Annotated in this window: 20 protein-coding genes; 6 read left to right on the top strand and 14 right to left on the bottom strand. The window is 63.6% G+C overall.

All coding sequences use genetic code 11. The features are described from left to right. Positions 1-3 precede the first annotated feature (3 nt). The 7 genes from AC070A_RS07440 to AC070A_RS07470 all read right to left on the bottom strand — a co-directional run bounded on the left by AC070A_RS07440 (position 4) and on the right by AC070A_RS07470 (position 7,944). Positions 4-1,191 (bottom strand): acyl-CoA dehydrogenase, encoded by a 1,188-nt coding sequence (locus tag AC070A_RS07440; protein WP_057255540.1) that lies wholly within the window; start codon positions 1,189-1,191, stop codon positions 4-6. 17 nt (positions 1,192-1,208) lie between these two features. After that, positions 1,209-2,405: an acyl-CoA dehydrogenase family protein gene (locus tag AC070A_RS07445; protein ID WP_057255218.1), complete on the bottom strand. Its 1,197-nt coding sequence runs from the start codon at positions 2,403-2,405 to the stop codon at positions 1,209-1,211. Positions 2,406-2,407: 2 nt separating this feature from the next. Next, positions 2,408-3,250, bottom strand: a complete 843-nt coding sequence (locus tag AC070A_RS07450; protein WP_057255219.1) for an enoyl-CoA hydratase family protein — start codon at positions 3,248-3,250, stop codon at positions 2,408-2,410. Positions 3,251-3,252: 2 nt separating this feature from the next. After that, positions 3,253-4,029, bottom strand: a complete 777-nt coding sequence (locus tag AC070A_RS07455; protein ID WP_057255220.1) for an SDR family NAD(P)-dependent oxidoreductase — start codon at positions 4,027-4,029, stop codon at positions 3,253-3,255. Further along, positions 4,026-6,347 carry a bifunctional salicylyl-CoA 5-hydroxylase/oxidoreductase gene (locus AC070A_RS07460; RefSeq protein ID WP_057255221.1) on the bottom strand — a complete coding sequence of 774 codons (2,322 nt, stop codon included), beginning with the start codon at positions 6,345-6,347 and terminating at the stop codon, positions 4,026-4,028. The genes AC070A_RS07455 and AC070A_RS07460 overlap by 4 nt, the downstream gene beginning before the upstream one ends. A gap of 212 nt (positions 6,348-6,559) precedes the next feature. Continuing rightward, positions 6,560-7,081: a MarR family winged helix-turn-helix transcriptional regulator gene (locus tag AC070A_RS07465; protein ID WP_057255541.1), complete on the bottom strand. Its 522-nt coding sequence runs from the start codon at positions 7,079-7,081 to the stop codon at positions 6,560-6,562. Positions 7,082-7,182: 101 nt separating this feature from the next. Beyond that, entirely contained in the window at positions 7,183-7,944 is a 762-nt protein-coding gene (locus AC070A_RS07470; protein WP_057255222.1) for a GntR family transcriptional regulator, read from the bottom strand. Positions 7,945-8,105: 161 nt separating this feature from the next. Between AC070A_RS07470 and AC070A_RS07475 the strand changes: the two genes are divergently transcribed. The 5 genes from AC070A_RS07475 (at position 8,106) to AC070A_RS07495 (ending at position 13,203) form a co-directional block, all read left to right on the top strand. After that, positions 8,106-9,095, top strand: coding sequence for an ABC transporter substrate-binding protein (locus tag AC070A_RS07475; RefSeq protein ID WP_057255223.1), 990 nt, complete (start codon positions 8,106-8,108; stop codon positions 9,093-9,095). A gap of 64 nt (positions 9,096-9,159) precedes the next feature. Then, positions 9,160-9,939: an ABC transporter ATP-binding protein gene (locus AC070A_RS07480; protein WP_057255224.1), complete on the top strand. Its 780-nt coding sequence runs from the start codon at positions 9,160-9,162 to the stop codon at positions 9,937-9,939. Between the two features lie 5 nt (positions 9,940-9,944). Next, positions 9,945-10,868, top strand: coding sequence for an ABC transporter permease (locus tag AC070A_RS07485; protein WP_057255225.1), 924 nt, complete (start codon positions 9,945-9,947; stop codon positions 10,866-10,868). Positions 10,869-10,883: 15 nt separating this feature from the next. Further along, positions 10,884-12,131, top strand: coding sequence for a kynureninase (kynU, locus tag AC070A_RS07490; protein WP_112996501.1), 1,248 nt, complete (start codon positions 10,884-10,886; stop codon positions 12,129-12,131). 103 nt (positions 12,132-12,234) lie between these two features. Next, positions 12,235-13,203: a threonine ammonia-lyase gene (locus AC070A_RS07495; protein ID WP_057255226.1), complete on the top strand. Its 969-nt coding sequence runs from the start codon at positions 12,235-12,237 to the stop codon at positions 13,201-13,203. A 9-nt stretch (positions 13,204-13,212) separates the two neighbouring features. On the opposite strand, the gene AC070A_RS07500 is transcribed toward AC070A_RS07495, so the two are convergent. From AC070A_RS07500 to AC070A_RS07530, 7 genes are all read right to left on the bottom strand, one after another. Then, on the bottom strand, positions 13,213-13,899 hold the full coding sequence (locus AC070A_RS07500) for an ABC transporter ATP-binding protein (RefSeq protein WP_057255227.1): 687 nt from the start codon (positions 13,897-13,899) through the stop codon (positions 13,213-13,215). Next, positions 13,896-14,645 carry an ABC transporter ATP-binding protein gene (locus tag AC070A_RS07505; protein WP_057255228.1) on the bottom strand — a complete coding sequence of 250 codons (750 nt, stop codon included), beginning with the start codon at positions 14,643-14,645 and terminating at the stop codon, positions 13,896-13,898. Before AC070A_RS07505 ends, AC070A_RS07500 begins: the two co-directional genes overlap by 4 nt. Then, a complete protein-coding gene (locus AC070A_RS07510; RefSeq protein ID WP_057255229.1) occupies positions 14,638-15,609 on the bottom strand; it encodes a branched-chain amino acid ABC transporter permease in 972 nt (323 codons plus the stop codon). The genes AC070A_RS07505 and AC070A_RS07510 overlap by 8 nt, the downstream gene beginning before the upstream one ends. A 7-nt stretch (positions 15,610-15,616) precedes the next feature. Next, complete coding sequence (locus AC070A_RS07515; protein ID WP_057255230.1) at positions 15,617-16,537, bottom strand: branched-chain amino acid ABC transporter permease; 921 nt, start codon at positions 16,535-16,537, stop codon at positions 15,617-15,619. Between the two features lie 93 nt (positions 16,538-16,630). Next, complete coding sequence (locus AC070A_RS07520) at positions 16,631-17,770, bottom strand: ABC transporter substrate-binding protein (RefSeq protein ID WP_057255231.1); 1,140 nt, start codon at positions 17,768-17,770, stop codon at positions 16,631-16,633. Positions 17,771-17,812: 42 nt separating this feature from the next. Continuing rightward, complete coding sequence (gene kynA / locus AC070A_RS07525; protein ID WP_110879734.1) at positions 17,813-18,649, bottom strand: tryptophan 2,3-dioxygenase; 837 nt, start codon at positions 18,647-18,649, stop codon at positions 17,813-17,815. A 4-nt stretch (positions 18,650-18,653) separates the two neighbouring features. Continuing rightward, positions 18,654-20,273, bottom strand: a complete 1,620-nt coding sequence (locus AC070A_RS07530; RefSeq protein WP_057255233.1) for a benzoate-CoA ligase family protein — start codon at positions 20,271-20,273, stop codon at positions 18,654-18,656. A 327-nt stretch (positions 20,274-20,600) separates the two neighbouring features. On the opposite strand from AC070A_RS07530, the gene AC070A_RS07535 reads away from it, so the two are divergent. Then, a complete protein-coding gene (locus AC070A_RS07535) occupies positions 20,601-21,431 on the top strand; it encodes a hormone-sensitive lipase (RefSeq protein ID WP_057255234.1) in 831 nt (276 codons plus the stop codon). The last annotated feature ends 2 nt before the right edge of the window (positions 21,432-21,433 follow it).

Below are 21,433 nucleotides of genomic sequence, written 5' to 3' on the forward strand. Positions count from 1 at the left end.
ATCTCAGTTCGCGAAGGCGGCGATGCCGGTGATGGCACGACCGAGGATCAGAGCGTGGATGTCGTGCGTGCCTTCGTAGGTGTTGACCACTTCGAGGTTGACGAGATGGCGGGCCACCGGAAACTCGTCCGAAATGCCGTTGCCGCCGAGCATGTCACGGGCAGTCCGGGCGATTTCCAGTGCCTTGCCGCAGGAATTCCGCTTGAGGATCGAGGTCAGCTCGACCGGCGGGTTGCCTTCGTCCTTCATGCGTCCGAGGCGCAGGCATCCCTGCAGGCCAAGGGCAATTTCCGTCGCCATGTCCGCCAGTTTCTTTTGGATCAGCTGGTTGGCGGCGAGCGGCCGGCCGAACTGCTTGCGGTCGATGACGTATTGCCGTGCCGTCTCGTAGCAGGACTCAGCCGCACCGAGGGCGCCCCAGGCGATGCCGAAGCGCGCGGAGTTGAGGCAGGTGAAGGGGCCCTTCAGCCCGGTCACATCGGGCAGCATGTTTTCTTCCGGCACGAACACCTCGTCCATGACGATCTGGCCGGTAATCGATGCCCTGAGACCCACCTTGCCGTGGATCGCCGGCGCGCTGAGCCCCTTCCATCCCTTTTCGAGGATGAAGCCGCGGATCAGACCATCCGCGGTCTTCGCCCAGACGACGAAGACGTCGGCGATCGGCGCATTGGAGATCCAGGTCTTGGAGCCGGAAAGCAGATAGCCGCCATCGACCTTGGTGGCCTTGGTGATCATCGAGCCGGGATCGGAACCATGATCGGGCTCGGTGAGACCGAAGCAGCCGATTTTCGTGCCGGCAATCAGTCCCGGCAGGTATTTGCGTTTCTGGTCCTCGCTGCCGAAGGTATAGATCGGCACGATCACCAGGGAAGACTGGACGCTCATCATCGAGCGGTAGCCGCTGTCGATGCGTTCTACTTCGCGGGCGATCAGACCGTAGGAGACGTAGTTGAGGCCCGCGCCGCCGTATTCCTCGGAGACCATCGGTCCGAGCAGGCCGAGTTCGCCCATCTCGGCGAAAATCGACGGATCGGTCTTCTCGTGGCGGAAGGCCTCCTGCACGCGCGGCGCCAGTCGGTCTTCGGCAAAACCTTGCGCGGTGCGCCGCACCATGCGTTCTTCTTCGGTCAACTGCGCATCCAGGTTGAATGGATCCTGCCAGTCGAATGACGCCTTCGAACCATGCATGTTCGACATCCCCCTCGTTATCGTCCCGTACCTTTCATCAGCTCGCGGCCGATGATGAGCTTTTGAACCTCGGTCGCGCCCTCGTAGATCCGCAGTGCCCGGATCTCACGATAGAGCCGTTCGGTGATTTCGCCGACGCGCACGCCGCGGCCGCCGAAGAGCTGCAGCGCCTGGTCGATGACCCATTGTGCATTCTCGGTCGCCGTCATCTTGGCCATGGCCGCTTCCCGCGTGGTCGGCCGCTTCTGCACGTCGCGCTGCCATGCCGTGCGGCAGGTCAGAAGGGCGGCGGCGTCGATCGCAGTCGCCATCTCGCCGAGCGTGCTTTGCGCTGTCGGCAAATCGGCAAGGGTTGCGCCGAACATCTTGCGGTTCTTTGCATGCGCCACTGCCTCGTCGAGCGCCCGGCGGGCAAAGCCTGTTGCGGCGGCCGCGACGGAGGGGCGGAAGATGTCGAGCGTGCGCATGGCGATCTTGAAGCCTTCGCCGGGGCTTCCGAGAAGCTGCGACGCCGGGATGCGGCAATTGTCGAAGCGAAGCCGGGCAAGCGGATGCGGCGCAATGGTCTCGATGCGCTCGGCGATCGTGAAACCCGGCGTGTCGGCGAAGACCACAAAGGCGGAAATGCCGCGCGTGCCGGGCGCTTCGCCGGTGCGGGCAAAGACGGTGTAGACGTCGGCGATGCCGCCGTTCGAGATCCAGGTTTTCTCGCCATCGAGCACGAAATGATCGCCCTCGCGTCGCGCACTACAGGCCATCGCTGCGACATCCGAGCCAGCCTCGGGTTCGGAAAGCGCAAAGGCGGAAATCCACTCGCCGCGGCTGACCTTGGGCAGGACGGCCTGCTTCAGTGCCTCGGAACCGGAAAGGCTGATCGCGCCGGTGCCAAGCCCCTGCATGGCGAAGGCGAAATCGGCAAGACCGTCGGTATAGGCAAGCGTTTCGCGGATGAGGCAGAGCGACCGGCTATCGATCTCCTCGCTTGCGCCGCCAAATGCTTTCGGCACGCAATGGCGAAGCACGCCTGCGGCGCCAAGGGCGCTGACGAGGTGTTTGCACGCGGCATCGGCATTTGCGTGATCGATCTCGCCGAGGCCGCCACGGGATACGAAGTCATCCAGCTCCGTAGCAAACGCACGATGACCATCGTCGAAGAACGGCCAGTCGAGATGGTCGCGGGTTGGTGGGCGCAAAGCCGTGTCACGGGAACTCATGCTCAATTCCCTTTGAATTCCGGCTTCGCCTTGGCGGCAAAGGCCTCGAAGGCGCGGCGGAAATCGCCGGTCGCCATGCAGATCGCCTGGGCCTGGGCTTCCGATTCGATCAGCTGGTCGATGCCCATCGCCCATTCCTGGTCGAGCATCTTCTTTGTCATCGCATGGGCGAACCAGGGGCCATCGGCGATGGTGCGTGCGAATTTCTGCGCCTCGGCAAGCAGCGACGCACGCTCGTGCAGGGCGTTGTAGAAGCCCCAGGCATGACCCTCGGGCGCGGTCATGACCCGGCCGGTGAAGAGCAGTTCGGCGGCGCGGCCTTGGCCGATGATGCGGGGAAGAATGCCGCAGGCGCCCATGTCTGCACCCGCGAGCCCAACGCGCGTGAAGAGAAAGGCGGTCTTCGCTTCCGGCGTCGCGACGCGGAAATCGGAAGCCATCGCCAAGATAGCCCCGGCGCCGGCGCAAATTCCGTCCACGGCCGCGATCACGGGTTGGGGGCAGGCGCGGATCTGGCGCACCAGTTCGCCGGTCATGCGGGTGAAATCCAAGAGGTCCGGCATCGACATGCGCGTCAGCGGCTCGATGATTTCGAAGACGTCGCCGCCGGAGGAGAAGTTGTCGCTGGCGCCGGTCAGCACCACGGCGCGCACGTCGCTGGCGCGGGCAAGCGACCGGAAGAGGTCGCAAAGCTCCTCGTAGCTCTCGAAGGTCAGCGGGTTCTTCTTTTCCGGACGGTTGAGCGTGATCGTCGCGACCCGGCCGTCCGCGTCCGTTTCGAACAGGAAGTGCTTGGCCTTGTAGTCCTTAAAGGCGCGCTTCTTGGCCTGCATCGGGTTTGTCATCTCTATCCTCCGAGAACTTCGCCACCGGCAACGGCGATCGCCTGGCCGGTGATTGCGGTCGCTCTTTCCGACACCAGCCAGGAGACCGTGTCTGCCACCTCATCCGGGGTCACCAGGCGCCCTTGCGGATTGGAACGGGCAAGGCTGGCACGTGCCTCCTCGCGCGAACGACCGGTCTTCTCGCTGATCGTGTCGAGTGCGCCATCGATCAGCGGCGTGTCGGTGAAACCCGGGCAGACGGCATTGACGGTCACGTCGGTTCGCGCCAGCTCGAGTGCCAGAGCGCGCGTCAGCCCGACGACGCCGTGCTTCGATGCGCAATAGGCAGATACATAGGCATAGCCGGTGAGGCCCGCCGTGCTTGCGACATTGACGATGCGGCCGTTGCCGGCCCGGCGCACGGAGGCAAGGGCTGCCTGCGTTACGAGAAAGACGCCGGTGAGGTTGATCGAGATTACCCGCTGCCAGAGCGCGAGATCGGTCTTCTCGAACGGCGCCGAGGGCGCTTCGCCGGCGCAGTTGACGAGAACGGCGATCTCTCCGCTCTTGGCAATCGCAGCCGCAATGCCTTGCTCGATGGCGGACGGGTCGGTCACGTCAAACCCATGGTGGACGTGGGCTTCGCCGCCCGATGAGAGAATCTCTGCTCGCACGGCTTCCAGCGGTGCTGCGCGTCGCCCGGCAAGGCTGACGATATGGCCGTCGGCGGCAAGCGCAAGCGCGATCGCCTTGCCGATCCCGCTGCCCGCGCCTGTGACAAGGGCGTGCCTCTTGCTCATGGCTTGCCCGCCGTCGTTGCCGCACGCGTTAGATTGTTCACATATTGCGCGCGGGCGGAGTGGTACTGCTTGGGCCAGGGCTGATCGTCATAGCCGATCTTTGCCGCCTCATGCATGACGAAGGATGGGTCGGCCAGATGCGGGCGGGCAATCGCGCAGAGGTCGGCGCGACCGGCAGCGATGATGGAATTGGCGTGGTCGGCCTCGGATATCGCCCCGACGGCAATCGTCGCGACCTGGATCTCGTTGCGGATCTTGTCGGAAAAGGGTGTCTGGAACAGGCGGCCGTAGACCGGCTTTTCCTCTTTCACCACCTGACCGGAGGAGCAGTCGATCATGTCGGCGCCGGCCTCCTTGAACAGGCGGGCAAAGATCGCCGCGTCCTCGGGCGTGTTGCCGCCTTCGTGCCAGTCATGCGTCGAAAGGCGCACCGACATCGGCCGATCCTCGGGCCAGGCCTTGCGGACCGCATGGAACACCTCGAGTGGGAAGCGGGCGCGAGCCGCATGGTCGCCGCCATATTCGTCCGTGCGAAGGTTGGTGAGCGGCGACAGGAAGCTCGACAGCAGGTAGCCGTGCGCCACGTGCAGTTCGAGGATGTCGAAGCCGAGATCGCGGGCCCGTTCGGTAGCGTGCACGAAGTCCGCGATGACGCGGTCCATGTCGGCACGCGTCATTTCGCGCGGCATGTCCGAATGCTTGAGATAGGGCAGGGCAGACGCCGAGATGAGCGGCCAGGCGCCTTCGCTCAAGGGCTGGTCGATGCCCTCCCAGGCGAGCTTGGTTGCGCCCTTGCGTCCGGCGTGGCCGAGCTGGATGCCGATCTTGGCGGGTGTCTGCTGGTGCACGAAATCGACGATCCGCTTGAAGGCATGCGCCTGCTCGTCGTTCCAGAGACCGAGGCATCCGGGCGTGATGCGGGCATCGGCCGATACGCAGGTCATTTCCGGGAAAACGAGAGCGGCGCCCCCCATGGCGCGCGCGCCGAGATGCACCAAGTGGAAATCGTTCGGCACGCCATCGGTCGCCGAATACATCGCCATCGGCGAAACGACGATGCGGTTCTTCAGCGTCAGGCCGCGGAGCTTGAACGGCGTGAACATCGGCGGCGGGACCGTGCCGTTTGCGGCCGGCTCGACGCCGGCGCGTTCGGCAAACCAGCGCTCGAAGCCTTCAAGCCAGTCCTTGTCGCGGAGGCGAAGGTTCTCGTGGCTGATGCGCTGCGAGCGGGTCAGCATCGAATACATGAACTGCTCGGGCTCCAGCGTATCGGCATAACGCGTGCCGGCGACTTCGAACCACTCCATGGCATTGCGGGCCGCATTCTGGATGCGGGCGACATCGACCCGGCGTACCTCCTCGTAAGCAGCGAGAACGGCGGGGATATTGGCCTTGTCGTGGCCGAGAATGTCGAACTGCCGGGTGAGCTCGATGGCGTCGTCGATCGCAAGCTTGGTGCCTGAGCCGATGGCGAAATGGGCTGTATGGGCGCTATCGCCCATCAGAACGACGTGGCTGCGGCCGTTGAAATGGCTCCACTTCTCGCAGATCAGCCGACCGAAATTCAGCCAGGCCGAGCCACGCAAATGGCGTGCATTGGTCATCAGCTTGTGGCCGTCGAGGGTCCCGGCAAAGAGCTTTTCGCAGAATTCGATCGACTGCTGCTGGTCCATCTGGTCGAGACCATGGGCCCTAAAGACGTCATCGGTGGTCTCGACGATGAAGGTCGAGGTGTTTTCGTCGAAGCGGTAGATGTGCGCCTGGAACCAGCCATGTTCGGTGCGCTGGAAATCGAAGGTGAAGGCGTCGAACTGTTTGTTCGTGCCGAGCCAGACATAGCGGTTCGGCCGAACGACCATATCGGGCCGGAAGACGTCGGCGTATCTGTTGCGGATGCGCGAATTGACGCCGTCGGAGGCGATGATCAGATCCGCGTCGGCGAACTGCTCGTCGCTCTCGACATCCTGCTCGAACACCAGTTCGACGCCGAGTTCGAGGCAGCGCTCCTGAAGGATGTTGAGCATCTTCTTGCGGCCGATGCCGACGAAGCCGTGGCCGGTCGTCCTGATCTTGCGGCCCTTGAAGACCAGCTCGATATCGTCCCAATGGTTGAAGGAGATCTCGATCGCCTCGGCTGTCTCCGGATCCCATTGGCGCATCGATTGCATGGTGGCATCCGAGAAGACGACGCCCCAGCCGAAGGTGTCGAAGGCGCGGTTCCGCTCGACCACGGTTACGTGGTGTTCCGGGTGCTGGCGCTTCATCAGCAGCGCGAAATAGAGCCCGGCTGGCCCGCCACCGATACAGACGATCCGCATGTCGTTCTCCTCCCGAGTTCCGGCTGCGTGGGTCGCTGTCGAGATGCCGTTGGCCGTCATCCCGGACTGCTGGGAACAAGGTGGACTCGTTCGGGAGAAATTTCAAGCTTAAAATTGTTTTGGGTCGACGTGATGCCTATACGCGCGTTCAGACGACGGCGCGTGGTCATCACGCCGCTCTATGCTCTTGGGAAAAGGGAAGAGTGTTGCCCTCAGGAGTTGCGGGCCAGGGAAGCGATAACGGACCGCTTGAGCTTGGCAAGCTCGTCCATCAGCACGCCACCGTCCTGCGGTGAAACACCCGCGAACAGGTCGGAGATCCAATCGGCATGGGTTGCTGCCATCTTCTCGAATTCGGCGCGGCCGAAGGGGGTCAACGCGATGACCTGCACGCGGCGATCCGTCGGGAGCGTCGTGCGGCTGATGTGGCCGCTCTCGGTCAAGCGCTCCACCAGCACCGTAATGTTGCCGGGCGAAACCATCATGCGCTTCGAAACTTCGCCCAGCACCATGCCGTCAGGGGCGCGTTCGAGCTGGGCCATCAGGTCGAAGCGCGGCAAGGTCGAATCGAATTCTTCCCGAAGCCGGCGACGAATCTCGCTCTCGACCAGCGTCGAGCAGGTCAGCAGGCGCAGCCAGAGCCTGAGCTCGGCGCGGTGATCGCCTGGAGCTTCGAGCGCCTTGGTCTCGCCATCCACCCATTCCGGCGAAGTATCGAACTTGTCTTCACCCATCATTGCAAACGCCCGCTTCTTTTCCTGCGCCTTGGCAGGCACTTCCCTGTCTCTTTGCTTTTAGAGACGTTTCCGGCTCTTGGACAGGCTGTCACGCGCCGTCATTTGGACGCATGCCGCGGCAACAGCGCTGCAGGGCGGCCGCCATCTTCGGACTGGTCGTAGACATTGACCGTAAAGCCGATGTGGTCGGTCATCAGCTTTCGGGCGCGGTCGACGTCGCGGTCGAGTGCGGCCTCCATCAATTCCGTATGATGCTCTATCGCCATCGCGTCCTGCAAGGCGGCAACCGCTTCCTCGTAGCCCTCGCTCATCCCTGCCGCAGCGCGCAGTGTGGGGGCAAGGCTCAGGAAACGGTGGTGGCGGCGGAGCTGGTCGGAGATCGTCGCCTGGAAGCGGGAAAGCCAGCTCGATCTCGCCGCACCGATCAGCGCGGTGTGAAAGGCGGCATGCTTCTCGTCCCACTCGTCGATCTCGCTTTCGGAGACGTTTTCGACGGCAATCTTGCAGCGCGACAAGCGATAGTGGGCGGTGACGACGGCGGACTCCCATGCGCTGTCACCATTTTCGATCGACTCGATGAGCAGCGGAATTTCGACGACCTGCCGCGCTCGGGTGAGGTCGTCGAGCGCCTCTCGCGAGACCGGCGCGACGGCAAAGCCGCGATTGCTGATGGCCGTGACAAGACCCTCCGCTTCCAGCCGCGACAGCGCTTCGCGCAGAGGCGTCCAGCCGATCCCGTAGCTTTCGCGCAGCGCGCTCAGCTTCATCGGTGCGCCGGGCTGCAGCCGCGTCGCCAGAATGTCGCGGCGGAGCAACCGGTAGGCCGATTCGGTTTTGGTCGACTGTTCGTGGTCTTGCATCAAGTTCCCTTAACGCCCACATCGGATCGACACAATTATATATAGTTCTGCGGCTCAGATGAAAATATATATATTTATTTGACAAGACCTCCGACCGTCGCCATCATCCACGCACGCCGCCGAGGAGGGCGGTAACGCTCGTCAAATTCTGGGAGGGATGTATGAGCAGGCTTAAGAGCACTTGGCTTTCGGGGTTGGTCGTCGCCGGCGCAATGGCGTGGGGGCTGGGAACGGCTGCCGCTGATCCGATCCGCATCGGCATCGCCAACTTCGGCGAACATCCACAACTGAGCGCGTCGATCGCCGGCTTCAAGAAGGCGCTGGCTGAAAACGGCTTCGTCGAAGGCAGCGACGTCGTCTACACCGAGAGCCACACCAATTTCGACGCCTCGCTGGTTCCGCAGATGATTGCCAAGCTGCAGGCCGAACAGCCGAAACTGATCTACACCATCACGACGCCGGTCTCGCAGATCGCCAAGAAGGCGCTCGCCGGCTCCGGCATCCCGGTTGTCTTTTCTGCCGTCACCGATCCGGTGGCCGCCAAGCTCGTTCCGTCCTGGGAGGCCGGTGACGAGGGGATGACCGGTGCGACGGACCTTCAGGACGTTGGCGCCGTGATGGCCTTTACCCGCAAGCTGCTGCCCGAAGCCAAGCGCTTCGGCGTGCCCTATAACCCGGGCGAGGCGAACGACACGGCGCTGCTCGACAAGATCAAGGAAGCCGCACCTGCCGCCGGCTTCGAAGTCGTCGCTGTCGGCGTCGACAACGTCAACGACATTCAGCAGCGCATCGCCTCCTTCGCCGGCAAGGCCGACGTGATCTACACGCCCGCATCCAACCTGCTGCAGCCGGCAATCGGTGCCGTTTCTGCGGCGGCACGCCAGGCAGAGATCCCGATCGTCAATTCCGACGATGGCGCCGTCCGCGATGGCGTCGTGCCGGCAAGCTTTGCCGTCAACTACGAGCAGGTCGGCGTCAATGCCGGCAAGATCGCTGCGGAAATCCTCAAAGGCAAGGACCCGAAGACCATCGCGCCGTCGCGCCCGAGCTATGAAGACCACGCGCCGCTGATCTCGAAAAAGGCGACGGCCGCCTTCGGCATCGAAGTGCCGGCAGCGCTCGCCACCGACTGCAGCTGCGTCGTCGACTGATCTCCAATTGGTCTCAACAGTGGCGGCGCCGGGAGCGCCGTCACTCCACGGATAGGGGGAGCCAATGCTGGAAATCAGATCGGCCCGCAAGGTTTTCTACAAGGGGCAGGCAGACGAGAAGGTCGCGCTCGACGGCCTCAAACTCAGCCTCGCCACAGGCGAATTCGGTGTCGTCATCGGCTCGAACGGCGCCGGCAAGAGCAGCATGCTCAACGCCATCTCCGGCGCGCTCGTGCTCGATAGCGGCCAGGTCGTCATCAATGGCGACGACGTGACGGCCATGCCCGTGCACAAGCGTGCCATGCGGCTTGCCCGCGTTTTCCAGGACCCGATGCGCGGCACCGCCGCCAGCATGACGGTGGCGGAAAACATGTTGCTCGCCGAACTGCGCAGCAACAAGCGCACCCTGCGTCGCGGGCTGAATACGACGCGGCTCGCCACCTACAAGGAACGGCTGTCGCTGCTAGGCCTTGGCCTCGAAAACCGTCTCGATACGCGGGTGGAGCTTCTGTCCGGCGGACAGCGGCAGTCGCTGTCGCTGATCATGGCGGTCGGCGGTGAGCCGGAACTGCTGCTGCTCGACGAGCATACCGCAGCACTTGATCCCCGCACCGCCGATATCGTCATGCAGGCAACGATCCGCGCGGTCGAGGCGCTGAAGCTGACGACGCTGATGGTGACACACAACATGCAGCATGCGGTGGACTTCGGCCACAAGGTGATCATGCTCGATGCCGGGCGCGTCCGCCTCGAGATCGACGGCAAGGAAAAGGCCCAGACGACCGTGCCTGAGCTGATCGGCCATTTCTCCGTCAAAACCGACCGCATGTTCCTGGCGAGCTGACGATCATGGATATTCTTCAAAACACCATCGCGAGCTTCGTCTCGCTCGTTCCCGTCACTCTGGCGCAGAGCCTGATCCTCGCCTTCGTGGTGCTCGGGATCATGATCCCGTTCCGCATGTTGAGCTTCCCGGATCTGACCAGCGAAGGCGCGTTTCCGCTCGGCGGCTGCGTCTGCGGCGTGCTGATGGCGGCGGGGATGTCGCCGCTGGCCGCGATCGCCATCGCGCTCGTCGCCGGCTTCGTTGCCGGCTGCTGCACGGCTTTCATCCACCTGCGGTTCCGGATCCACACCCTGCTCGCCGGCATCCTGATGATGACGATGCTCTATTCGATCAATCTGCGCATCATGGGCCGGTCGAACCTCTCGGTCTTCGGCGCAACGACGGTGTTCGACTGGGCGCCGGGGCTGCAGCCGGGCTTCCCGGCAAGCAAGATTGTCGTTGCCGGTTTGATCGCGCTCGTTGTCTTCTTCGTGCTCTATCATTTCTTCCGCACCGAGAAGGGCACCGCCGTCCGTGCCGTCGGCGCCAACCCTGATATGGCCGAAGCGCAAGGCATCAACGTCTGGCTGGCGACGATCGGCGGTGTCGGGCTTGCCGGCGCGTTTTCCGCAGGCAGCGGCGCGCTGATGGTGCAGTCGCAGGGCTTCGCCGACGTCAACATGGGCCTCGGCATCCTGATCAACGGCCTTGCGGCGCTCATGATCGGCGAGGCGATCGTCGGCAAGCAAAGCGTGCTGCGCCAGCTCGCGGCCCCCTTTGTCGGTGCGATCGTCTACTATCAGCTCGTCTCCTTCTGCCTGGCAGCCGGTATGCCCCCGCCGGACCTGAAACTTGCGACCGGCCTGTTCGTTCTCGCCATGCTGGCTCTTCCGAGCCTCAAGCGAAGCCGCGGACCGGCACCTGCCCGCGAAACCGTTCGCGAATAGATGAGGACCACCTTCATGAATGCAGTTCCTGATTTTGTTGCGATCGAGGCGATGGATGCGGCCGATGTGCTGCGTCCGATGCGCGAGCGTTTCATCTTGCCGCAGAACCTGATCTACCTGGACGGCAACTCGCTTGGCGTCGCCTCGACCGCCGCTTTCGACGAACTTCGCAAGGCCGCGACCGAGGAATGGGGGCAGGATCTCATCCGCAGCTGGAACACGGCCGGGTGGTTCGAGATGCCGCTTGCGCTCGGTGACCGGGTCGGGCGGCTGATCGGGGCGGCCGCCGGCCAGACTGTCGTTTGCGATACGACGTCGATCAACATCTACAAGGCCCTGCACGCGGCCATGGCGCTGCGGCCCGATCGCTCTGTCATCGTCAGCGAAGGCGGCAGTTTCCCGACGGACCTCTACATGGCCGAGGGCGTGGTTTCGACGCGCTCGGGCGCTTCGTTGCGGCTCGAAGGGGTCGATGCGCCCGATATCGAGGACCTGATCAACAGCGACGTTGCCGTGGTTCTGGTCAACCATGTCAACTACAAGTCCGGTGAACTGCGCGACATGGCGGCGCTGACACGCAAGGCGCATGAGCATGGCGCGCTGGTCATCTGGGATCTCTGCCATACCGCCGGCGCCCTGCCTGTCGATCTCGATGGCGCCAATGTCGATTTTGCCGTCGGCTGCACCTACAAGTACCTGAACGGCGGTCCTGGCGCGCCTGCCTTCATCTATGCCGCGACCCGTCATCACGGCGATATCCGCCAACCGCTCACCGGCTGGTGGGGCCATGCCCGCCCCTTCGCCTTCGAGAAGCACTATGCGGCCGGCGAGGGCATCCGTCGTTTCCTCTGCGGCACGCAGCCGATCCTGTCGCTGCGGGCGCTGAAGGGCGCGCTCGACGTCTGGGACGAAGTCGACATGAACCAGTTGCGCGAGAAGAGCATCCGGCTCACCGATCTCTTCATCACGCTCGTCGAGGCGAAATGCGCTGCCTACGGCCTGGAACTCGAGAGCCCGCGCGACGGGACAAAACGCGGAAGCCAGGTTTCGTTCAGCCATCCGAACAGCTACGAGATCATGCAGGCGCTCATTGCCCGTGGCGTCATCGGCGATTTCCGCGCCCCCACGACGATGCGCTTCGGCTTCACGCCGCTCTATGTGAGCTATGCCGATGTTTGGCGGGCGGTCGGAATCCTTGAAGAGATCCTTCTCACGGGCGCATGGCAGGACGCGCGCTTTGCGGTCCGCGCAGCCGTGACCTGATCTCGATGGTGGACTGCGGGCGGTCTGCCGTCCGCAGTCGAAAGCCGAGTCATAGGTCGCGATCCGCACGCCCGAACGCGTGAGGCAGACAGGAGACTTCGCAATGACTGCGCCGCAGCGCCCGACACCGGACGAAATCGCGGACGCTCGCGGCCGCATCGCTCCCCACTTCGCGCGAACCCCGCTGGTGCGGCTCGACCTTGGGTTCCCGGACCGCCAGATCTTTCTGAAACTGGAGACGCTCTCTCCGATCGGCGCCTTCAAGCTTCGCCCGGCGCTGAACGCACTCTTGTCGCGTGATCCGGCCGATCTGCAAAACGGCATGGCCGTCACCAGTTCCGGCAACATGGCCTATGGCATGGCCTGGGCCGCCCGCCTCATCGGTGTGCCGATGGTGGCCTACATGTATCGCGGCGCGCCGCAGACGAAGATCGACGGCGTGCGCGAGCTTGGCGGCGAGGTGCGCTTCGTCAGTACCGCGACCTGGTGGGACTACATTACCGATGCGGCCCGTCCGGATGCGCCGGAACTGCTGATCAATCCGGTGACCGATCAGGCGGTGCTTGCCGGCAACGGCTCCATCGGCATGGAAATCATCGAGGACTTGCCCGATGTCGACGTGGTGCTCACCCCCTATGGTGGCGGCAGCATGACGACCGGGGTCGCAAGCGCTGTCAAGGCCACTTCCGACCGTTGCCGTGTCTTCGCCGTCGAGGATGACAGCGCCGCTCCGGTTTCGGCGGCACTTGCGGCGGGACGGATCGTGACGATCGAGACCCGCCCGTCGTTCATCAAGAGCATCGGCGCGCCATCGCTTGTGCCGCAGCTTTGGCCAGTGGCACGGGAACTCATCGACGGGGCGATTGCCGTCAGCCCGGCCCAGGTGACCGATGCGATGCGGCTTCTGTTCAAAAAGGCCAAAGTCGTCGCCGAGGGGGCAGGGGCCGCCTCGCTCGCCGCCGCGATCTCGCGGCCCGACCTGACCGGAAACATCGTCTGCGTCATCTCGGGCGGCAACATCGACGCGGCTGCCTATTCCGTGGTCCTTGGCGGCGGCATTCCCTCGGCCTGAACGGCAAGCTCAGACGCCGAGATAGCGGTCCTGAAGTGCCGGTGTCAGCGCTGCCGGCGATCCTTCGAACACCGTCGCACCCTTTTCCAGGACGAAGCAGCGGTCGGCCACCGGAAGCAATTCCGAAAGCGTCTTGTCGACGACGAGGATCGATTGGCCGGCGACCTTCAGCGTGCGGATCGCCGACCAGATGTCCTGCCGGATCACCGGCGCAAGCCCCTCGGTTGCCTCGTCGAGAATGATCAGGCTGGGATTGGTCATCAGCGCCCGGCCGATGGCAAGCATCTGCTGCTCGCCGCCCGAAAGCGTGTTGGCATATTGGTCACGCCGTTCGCCGAGACGGGGGAAGAGCGCGACCACTTTCTCGAAGGTCCACTCGCTGCCGCGGGCCGTGGCAACCAGGTTCTCCATGACTGTGAGATTGGGAAAGCAGCGCCGTCCTTCGGGCACGAGGCCCAGGCCGAGTCTCGCTATCCGGTGCGGTCGCATGCCCGAGATCGCCTTGCCGGCGAAGCTGATCGCGCCGGAGCGCGGCCGCACGAGGCCGAGGATCGAGTTGATCGTCGTCGTTTTGCCCATGCCGTTGCGGCCCATGAGCGCGACCACCTCGCCCTCCCGCACATCGAGATTGACGCCGAAGAGTGCCTGCGATGCGCCGTAGAAGGTTTCGAGACCTTTCAGTTCGAGCAGGCTCACGCGGCTTCTCCCAAATAGGCGCGGCGAACGTCCGGATCGCTGCGGATTTCATCGACCGTACCTGTTGCGATGATGCGGCCATAAACGAGCACGGAAATGCGATCCGCAAGCGCAAAGACCGCGTCCATGTCGTGTTCCACCAGCAGCATCGGCGCTTCATGGCGCAAGCCGTCGAGAAACGACGTCAGCCGCTTCGAGCCCTCCGGCCCCATGCCGGCCATCGGTTCATCGAAGAGAAACGCCTTCGGCGAAAGCGCCAGCGCGATGGCGATTTCGAGCTGTCGGCGCTCGCCGTGGGAAAGCTCTGCCGCCGGCACATGGGCGCGCGCGGCGAGGTCCACACGCTCGAGCATCGCCATTGCCGGCTCGGTCAGGTCCCTATCGCTCGTAACCTGGCGGAAGAAGCGGAAGCTGCTGCCTTGCCGCGCCTGCACCGCCAGCATGACGTTGCGAAGCGCTGAGAACTCCTGCGCCAGCGACGAAATCTGGAAGCTGCGCGCAAGGCCGAGCCTCGCGCGGGCTGCCATGTCGAGCCCGCTGATATCCTCGCCGAGAAAGCGGATGCTGCCGCTGTCGGCCTTGAGCGAACCGGCGATCTGGTGGATCAGCGTGCTTTTTCCGGCACCGTTCGGACCGATCAGCGCATGGATCTGTCCCGGACGAAGCTCAAGGCTGACCCCGTCGGTCGCCTTGAGGGCGCCGAAGGATTTGCGGAGATCGCGGATTTCGAGAACAGGCTCAGACATGGCGCGGCTTTCCGGAGAGAAGGCCCAGCAGCCCGCCGCGTGCAAAAAGCACGATGCCGAGCAGGATGAGGCCGAGGAAGAACTGCCAGCGCTCGGTGATACCGCCGAGCACATATTCGAAGACGACGAAGATCATCGCGCCGGCGACGGGGCCGAACAGGCGGCCCTTGCCGCCGAGGATGATCAGCACGATCAGTTCGCCCGACATGTGCCAGGAGAGCATGGAGGGCCCGACGAAGCGATTGAGGTCGGCATAGAGCGCGCCGGCAAATCCGGTGATCATGGCCGAGGCGGCAAACGCGACGAGCCGGATATTGAAGGGCGCGATGCCGACGGCGGCAAGGCGGATTCCATTCTGTCTCGCCGCCTGCAGGGCGCTGCCGAAGCGCGAACCCTCGACCACGCGGAACAGGAGAAGTGCGGCCATGAGTGCCGCATAGCAGATCAGGAAATAGGGCAGGGGCTTGGCGGTGTTGACGCCGGGAAAGGCGTTGCGCACCGACATCGAGAGACCATCTTCGCCGCCATAGGCCGGCCAGGAGATCGCGAAATAGTAGATCATCTGCGCGAAAGCGAGCGTGATCATGATGAAATAGACGCCTGATGTGCGCAGGCTGATCGCGCCGATCGGCAGCGCGATGAGGCCGGCAACCGCCACGGCCGCTATCCAGATGAGCGGCATCGACGTTGTCGCCGGAATGCCGGCAAACAGCGGCTCGCCATTGAAGGCGTGGGTGGCGAGGATGCCGGCGACATAACCGCCAAGGCCGAAGAAGGCTGCGTGGCCGAAGGACAGCAGCCCGCCGGACCCGAGCGCCAGGTTGAGGCCGACGGCGGCAAGCGCCAGGACGACGACGCGGGTCGCGAGCGTCACATAGAAGGGTTCGCCCATGCCGGCGGCGACAAGCGGTGCGCCGAGAAGCAGAAGGGCAAGCAGCAGGTTGACGGTGGTTTCGCGGCTCATCTTGACCTCACGACTGTGCCGAAAACAGGCCGCTCGGCCGGAAAGCGAGGATGAGGGCCATGACCACATAGATCAGCATCGAAGCGAGCGCCGCGCCAATCGTAGTCGCCTGCGATGCGGGCATGGTGAGCGCCAGGACCGATGGGAGCAGGAAGCGGCCCATCGTGTCGACGACGCCGACGATGACAGCGCCGACAAGCGCGCCCTTGATGGAGCCGATGCCGCCGATGACGATGACGACGAAAGCGAGGATGAGCACCGGCTCGCCCATGCCGACCTGCACCGACTGCAGCGCGCCGACCAGGGCGCCGGCAAGACCCGCGAGTGCCGCGCCGAGCGCAAAGACGACCGTGTAGAGCGTGCCGATGTCGACGCCGAGCGCGCCGATCATCTCGCGGTCGGATTCGCCCGCGCGGATGCGCATGCCGAGCCGCGTCCTGGCGATCAGCAGATAGAGACCGATGGCAACCGCGATGCCGACACCGATGATCGCCAGCCGATAGAGCTGGTACTGGCCGCCGCCGGGCAGAGGCACCGCGCCCTGCAGCATGGGCGGTATGTCGAGATAGAGCGGGAAGGAGCCGAAGAGCCAGCGCGCGCCCTCGGACAGGATCAGGATCAGTGCGAAGGTGGCGAGCACCTGGTCGAGATGGTCACGATCATAGAGCCTGCGGATGACGGCAACCTCGATGATTGCACCGACGCCCGCGGCTGCCGCAAGACTGGCGATCAGGCCGATCCAGAAGGAGCCGGTGGCGGCGGCGACCGTGGCGCAGGCGAAGGCGCCGATCATGTAGAGCGAGCCGTGGGCAAGGTTGATCAGGCCCATGACCCCGAAAATCAGGGTCAGGCCGGCGGCCATTAGAAACAGCATGACGCCGAGCTGTAGCCCGTTGAGCAGTTGTTCGATCAGGAGTGCGGTGAACAAGAGGTCGGTCCAAGCTTGATGTCGGGATGACGGGGGTCATCGACCGGATGGCGGCGTCAGGGCCGCGCATCCGGGCAACGACGGGTGCGAGCGTTACATGCTGCACTTGTCGGCGTAGGCGTCCTTGTGGTCTTCGAAGGCGGTGGCGATGATCTTGTTGGTCAGGACGCCATCGTCTTCCTTCACCACCTCACGAACGTAGATGTTCTGGATCGGGTGGTTGTTGTTGTTGAAGGTGAACTTGCCGCGCACCGACTTGAAGTCCGCCGCCTTGAGCGCCGCGCGGAAGGCGTCCTTGTCCTTGACGCTTGCCTTCGATAGCGCGGCGAGGATCAGGTTTGCTGTATCCCAGCTTTGTGCGGCGTAGATCGAGGGCAGGCGCTTGTACTCGGCCTTGAAGGCCTCCACGAACTTCTTGTTGGCTTCGTTGTCGAGGTCCTTGGACCAGGTCGCTGAGTTCTTGACGCCAAGGGCAGCGTCGCCGATCGCCGGCAGGACGTCCTGGCTGAAGGAGAAGCCCGGGCCCATGACCGGGATGTTCACGCCCGACTGCGCATATTGCTTCATGAAGGCGATGCCCATGCCGCCGGGCAGGAAGAAGTAGACGGTATCGGCGCCGGAGGCGCGGATCTGGGCGATTTCGGCGGCATAATCCGTCTGGCCGACCTGCGTGTAGATCTCGCCGGCAAGAGCGCCCTTGTAGTAGCGCTTGAAGCCGGTCAGCGCGTCTTTGCCGGCCGGATAGTTGGGCGCCAGGATGAAGGCGTTCTTGTAGTCCTTGTTGGCGTATTGCCCCATCGCCTCATGGAAATTGTCGTTCTGGTAGGCGACGTTGAAATAGTTCGGGTTGCAGTTCGCACCGGCCAGTGCCGAAGGACCGGCATTCGGTGAGAGATAGATCACGTCCTGCGCGACCGCGTTCGGCACGACCGCCATGGCGAGATTCGACCAGATGATGCCCGTCATCAGGTCGACCTTGTCGCCCTGGATCATCTTCTCGGCGATCTGAACCGCAAGTTCCGGCTTCTGGGCATCGTCCTCGATCACCAGCTCCACGTCCTTGTTGCCCGACTGTTTGATTGCCAGCGTGAAGGCGTCGCGCATGTCGATGCCGAGGCCGGCGCCGCCGCCCGAAAGCGTGGTGATGACGCCGATCTTCACCGGCTCGGCATGGGCAAGGCTCGACGTCGCAAGCGAGAGGCCAAGAAGGCTCGCTGCCAGAATGCGGTTCATGCTGTTCTCCTCCTAATAGGTTCCCTTATGAGTTGTGTTCTATCAGAGACCCGTGCGCACGTGCCAGAGCTCTGGGAAGAGTTCCACTTCGAGCATCTTCTTCAGATAGGACGCGCCGGATGTACCCCCGGTTCCGCGCTTCAGGCCGATGATGCGCTCGACCGTCGTGACGTGATTGAAGCGCCATCGGCGGAAATAGTCCTCGAAATCGACCAGCTTCTCGGCGAGTTCATAGAGCATCCAGTAGCGCTCCGGGTCGCGGTAGACGGTCTGCCACGCCGCAAAGACCTTGTCGCTTTCCACGCGCGTTTCGCGCCAATCGGTCTTGCTCGCTTCGTCCCCGACGTCGAAGCCGTTGCGCGAAAGCAGCCGGATCGCTTCGTCGTAGAGCGACGGCGCGGCCAGGATCGCCTCGAGCTTTTCCATGATGTCGGGACGGTGCGCGTGCGGGCCGAGCATGGCGACGTTGCGGTTGCCGGCGAGAAATTCGATCGCCCGGTATTGCCACGACTGGAAGCCGGAGGATTGGCCGAGCGATTCGCGGAACGTGGTGTATTCGCTGGGCGTCATCGTGCGCAGCACGTCCCAGGCGCTGTTCAACTGTTCGAAGATGCGCGCCACGCGCGTCAGCATCTTGAAGGCGGGTTCCAGCCGGTCGTCGCGGATCGAGCGGACTGCGGCGTTGATCTCGTGCAGCGCGAGCTTCATCCAGAGCTCCGACGTCTGATGCTGGATGATAAACAGCATCTCGTCATGGGCCTTGGAAAGCGGCTCCTGTGCGTCCAGCACCTTCTCCAGCATGAGATAGTCGCTGTAGGACATGCGTCCCTTGAACGACATCTGGGCGCCTTCTTTCGAAGGATCGTATGATTTGCTCATGGTTTTAGTTCTCCGAGCGCAATCGGAACCGCTGGATCTTGCCCGTGGCTGTCTTCGGCAGGCTCTCCAGGAATTTGACCGATCGCGGATATTTGTAAGGCGCGATCGTCGCCTTGACATGATCCTGCAGGCGCTTGATCGTCGCGTCGTCGGCCGAGACGCCTGAAATCAACACGACATAGGCTTCGACGATCTGGCCGCGTTCGGCATCGGGGGCACCGACGACGGCGCATTCCGCGACTTCCGGGTGCGAGATCAACGCCGCCTCGACCTCGGGGCCGGCGATGTTGTAGCCGGCGGTAACGATCATGTCGTCCGAGCGGGCGGCGAAATGGAAGAAGCCGTCTTCGTCCTGGTAGAAGGCGTCGCCGGTCAGGTTCCAGCCGTCGCGGACATAATCGCGCTGGCGGGCGTCCGCCATATAGCGGCAGCCGGTCGGGCCGCGCACCGCGAGCTTGCCGACCGTACCGCGAGGGACCTCCCGCATCTCGTCATCGACGATCCGGGCTTCGTAGCCACCGACCGGCTTGCCGGTCGAGGCGGCCTTGCGGTCTTCGAAGCGGTTGGAAATGAAGATATGCAGCATCTCTGTCGCGCCGATCCCGTCGAGGATCGGCTTGCCGGTTTTTTCCGTCCACTCCTCGAAGACAGGCCCCGGCAGCGTTTCGCCCGCCGAGATCGCTACCCGGAGCGACGAAAGGTCGGCACCGTTGTCCATCGCCTTCATCATCGCCCGATAGGCGGTCGGAGCGGTAAACGAGATCGTTGCTTTGTACTTCTCGATGATCTCCACCATGTTGGCGGGCGTCGCGTGCTCGAGCAGCGTTGCCGCCGCGCCGAAACGCAAGGGGAAGATGGCAAGGCCGCCGAGACCGAAGGTGAAGGCGAGCGGCGGTGAGCCGACGAAGACATCGTCGGGTGTCACCCCGAGCACCTCCCTGGCATAGCCGTCGGCAATAACAAGGAGATCGCGATGGAAGTGCATGGTTGCCTTCGGGACCCCTGTCGTGCCCGAGGTGAAACCGAGAAGGGCGACGTCGTCACGACCGGTGTGTACCGCTTCGAAGACCACAGACTTGTCGAGCGCAATGCGGTCGAGTTCGGCGTCGTGGTTTGCTGTCCCGTCGAAGCCGACGACCTGCTTCAGGTAGCGACTGTCCTTGGCGCAGGCGATCATCTCGTCCATCAGGCGGGTATCGCAAAGCGTCAGGCTGACCTCTGCCTTGTCGACGATCTTGGTCAGTTCGCCGGCTCTGAGCATCGGCATGGTGTTGACGACCACGGCGCCGGCCTTGGTGGCCGCCAGCCAACAGGCGACCATGGCCGGATTGTTGGCCGAGCGGATGAGCACACGGTGTCCAGGCTTCACGCCGTAGTTTTCGACGAGGGCATGGGCGAGCCTGTTCGTCCAGTCGGACAGCTCCTTGTAGGTTCGCCGGCGCCCGTTGCCGATCAGCGCGGTATGGTCGCCAAAACCCTTGGCGACCATGGCATCCGTCAATTCGACGGCGGCGTTGAGATGGTCCGGGTAGTCGAAGTCTTCGAGACGGAATTCCGGCCATTCTTCCGGTGGCGGCAGATGGTCGCGTGTGAACGTATCGACGTGCGAAGTCGGTCCAAGCATATGGCGGCTGTTCCCTTGTTCAGTTTCTGCCCGTTGTCCAGGCATTTTCAAAGCCGGCTAAAGTTCTGGTCGTCGCGCGGAGCCCTGCCGTGCGAACAGACGCCAAGCCTCGCCGCATCGTCGTCGATGGGCGCATGCCGTCGCTAGGGCGGCTCCAGTGATCGTGATGGGCACAGCGAGACCTCCACTTCTCGGCTGAACATGGGGCAGCATCGCACCAGTCCAAAATTATTTCAAGCCTAAAGTTTTTTTGAATGACGCATTGCGTTTCTTGATGGGGCAGGCGATTTCTATGCGTGGGGAGACATCGAAGGGAGGATTGCATCGATGCTGGAACACCGTGTTTCCGATTGGAACGACGCCTATGCCAATGGCGTGAACATTGCGCGGGGCGACCGGTGGCCGCAGGCATGGGTTGGGCCGGCGGAGGCATTCCGCAATGCGCTTTCGGCATCAGGGCTGGCGAAACTCGACCTTGCCTATGGCGAGCGATCCAGAAATCGCATGGACCTTTTCTTCCCCGATGGCGCGGCGAAAGGCCTGGTCGTCTTCGTGCACGGTGGATTCTGGCTGCAGCTCGACAAGAGCTTCTGGTCGCATCTCGCCGCAGGCGCTGTCGCCAGCGGTTACGCCGTCGCCATGCCGTCCTACACGCTCTGCCCGGAGATCCGTATCACCGGGATCGTCGAGGAAGTCGCCGCGGCAATCGGTGAGGCAGCAAAGCTGGTCGAAGGGCCGCTGATGCTGACAGGCCATTCGGCTGGCGGCCATCTCGTCAGCCGAATGATCACGGCGACCGCGCCGCTCTCGCCGGATGTCCAGGGACGCGTCCGCAACGTCGTCTCGATCTCGGGTGTGCATGACCTGCGGCCGATCATGTCGACCGGGATGAACGAGAAGCTTGCGATCGATGAGGCGGAGGCTCTTTCGCAAAGCCCGGCGCTGCTGCGGCCGATGCGGGATACCCGCATCACCTGCTGGGTCGGCGGCGGCGAGCGCGCCGAGTTCCTGCGCCAGAATGCCCTGCTTGCCAATATCTGGACGGGACTGGGTGCAACCACGGCCGCCATCGTCGAACCGGACAGGCACCACTTCAACGTCATCGACGGCCTTGCCGACGCCGGGCATCCGCTGACGCGAACCCTGCTTTCGGTGTGAAG

The organism is Ensifer sp. GW101-20A05 (assembly GCF_059424735.1).

Excerpts from the sequence above, each read along its gene's own strand:
- AC070A_RS07440 (WP_057255540.1), bottom strand. The coding sequence starts at position 1,191 with ATGCATGGTTCGAAGGCGTCATTCGACTGGCAGGATCCATTCAACCTG.
- AC070A_RS07445 (WP_057255218.1), bottom strand. The coding sequence starts at position 2,405 with ATGAGTTCCCGTGACACGGCTTTGCGCCCACCAACCCGCGACCATCTC.
- AC070A_RS07450 (WP_057255219.1), bottom strand. The coding sequence starts at position 3,250 with ATGACAAACCCGATGCAGGCCAAGAAGCGCGCCTTTAAGGACTACAAG.
- AC070A_RS07455 (WP_057255220.1), bottom strand. The coding sequence starts at position 4,029 with ATGAGCAAGAGGCACGCCCTTGTCACAGGCGCGGGCAGCGGGATCGGC.
- AC070A_RS07460 (WP_057255221.1), bottom strand. The coding sequence starts at position 6,347 with ATGCGGATCGTCTGTATCGGTGGCGGGCCAGCCGGGCTCTATTTCGCG.
- AC070A_RS07465 (WP_057255541.1), bottom strand. The coding sequence starts at position 7,081 with ATGGGTGAAGACAAGTTCGATACTTCGCCGGAATGGGTGGATGGCGAG.
- AC070A_RS07470 (WP_057255222.1), bottom strand. The coding sequence starts at position 7,944 with ATGCAAGACCACGAACAGTCGACCAAAACCGAATCGGCCTACCGGTTG.
- AC070A_RS07475 (WP_057255223.1), top strand. The coding sequence starts at position 8,106 with ATGAGCAGGCTTAAGAGCACTTGGCTTTCGGGGTTGGTCGTCGCCGGC.
- AC070A_RS07480 (WP_057255224.1), top strand. The coding sequence starts at position 9,160 with ATGCTGGAAATCAGATCGGCCCGCAAGGTTTTCTACAAGGGGCAGGCA.
- AC070A_RS07485 (WP_057255225.1), top strand. The coding sequence starts at position 9,945 with ATGGATATTCTTCAAAACACCATCGCGAGCTTCGTCTCGCTCGTTCCC.
- kynU (WP_112996501.1), top strand. The coding sequence starts at position 10,884 with ATGAATGCAGTTCCTGATTTTGTTGCGATCGAGGCGATGGATGCGGCC.
- AC070A_RS07495 (WP_057255226.1), top strand. The coding sequence starts at position 12,235 with ATGACTGCGCCGCAGCGCCCGACACCGGACGAAATCGCGGACGCTCGC.
- AC070A_RS07505 (WP_057255228.1), bottom strand. The coding sequence starts at position 14,645 with ATGTCTGAGCCTGTTCTCGAAATCCGCGATCTCCGCAAATCCTTCGGC.
- AC070A_RS07510 (WP_057255229.1), bottom strand. The coding sequence starts at position 15,609 with ATGAGCCGCGAAACCACCGTCAACCTGCTGCTTGCCCTTCTGCTTCTC.
- AC070A_RS07520 (WP_057255231.1), bottom strand. The coding sequence starts at position 17,770 with ATGAACCGCATTCTGGCAGCGAGCCTTCTTGGCCTCTCGCTTGCGACG.
- kynA (WP_110879734.1), bottom strand. The coding sequence starts at position 18,649 with ATGAGCAAATCATACGATCCTTCGAAAGAAGGCGCCCAGATGTCGTTC.
- AC070A_RS07530 (WP_057255233.1), bottom strand. The coding sequence starts at position 20,273 with ATGCTTGGACCGACTTCGCACGTCGATACGTTCACACGCGACCATCTG.
- AC070A_RS07535 (WP_057255234.1), top strand. The coding sequence starts at position 20,601 with ATGCTGGAACACCGTGTTTCCGATTGGAACGACGCCTATGCCAATGGC.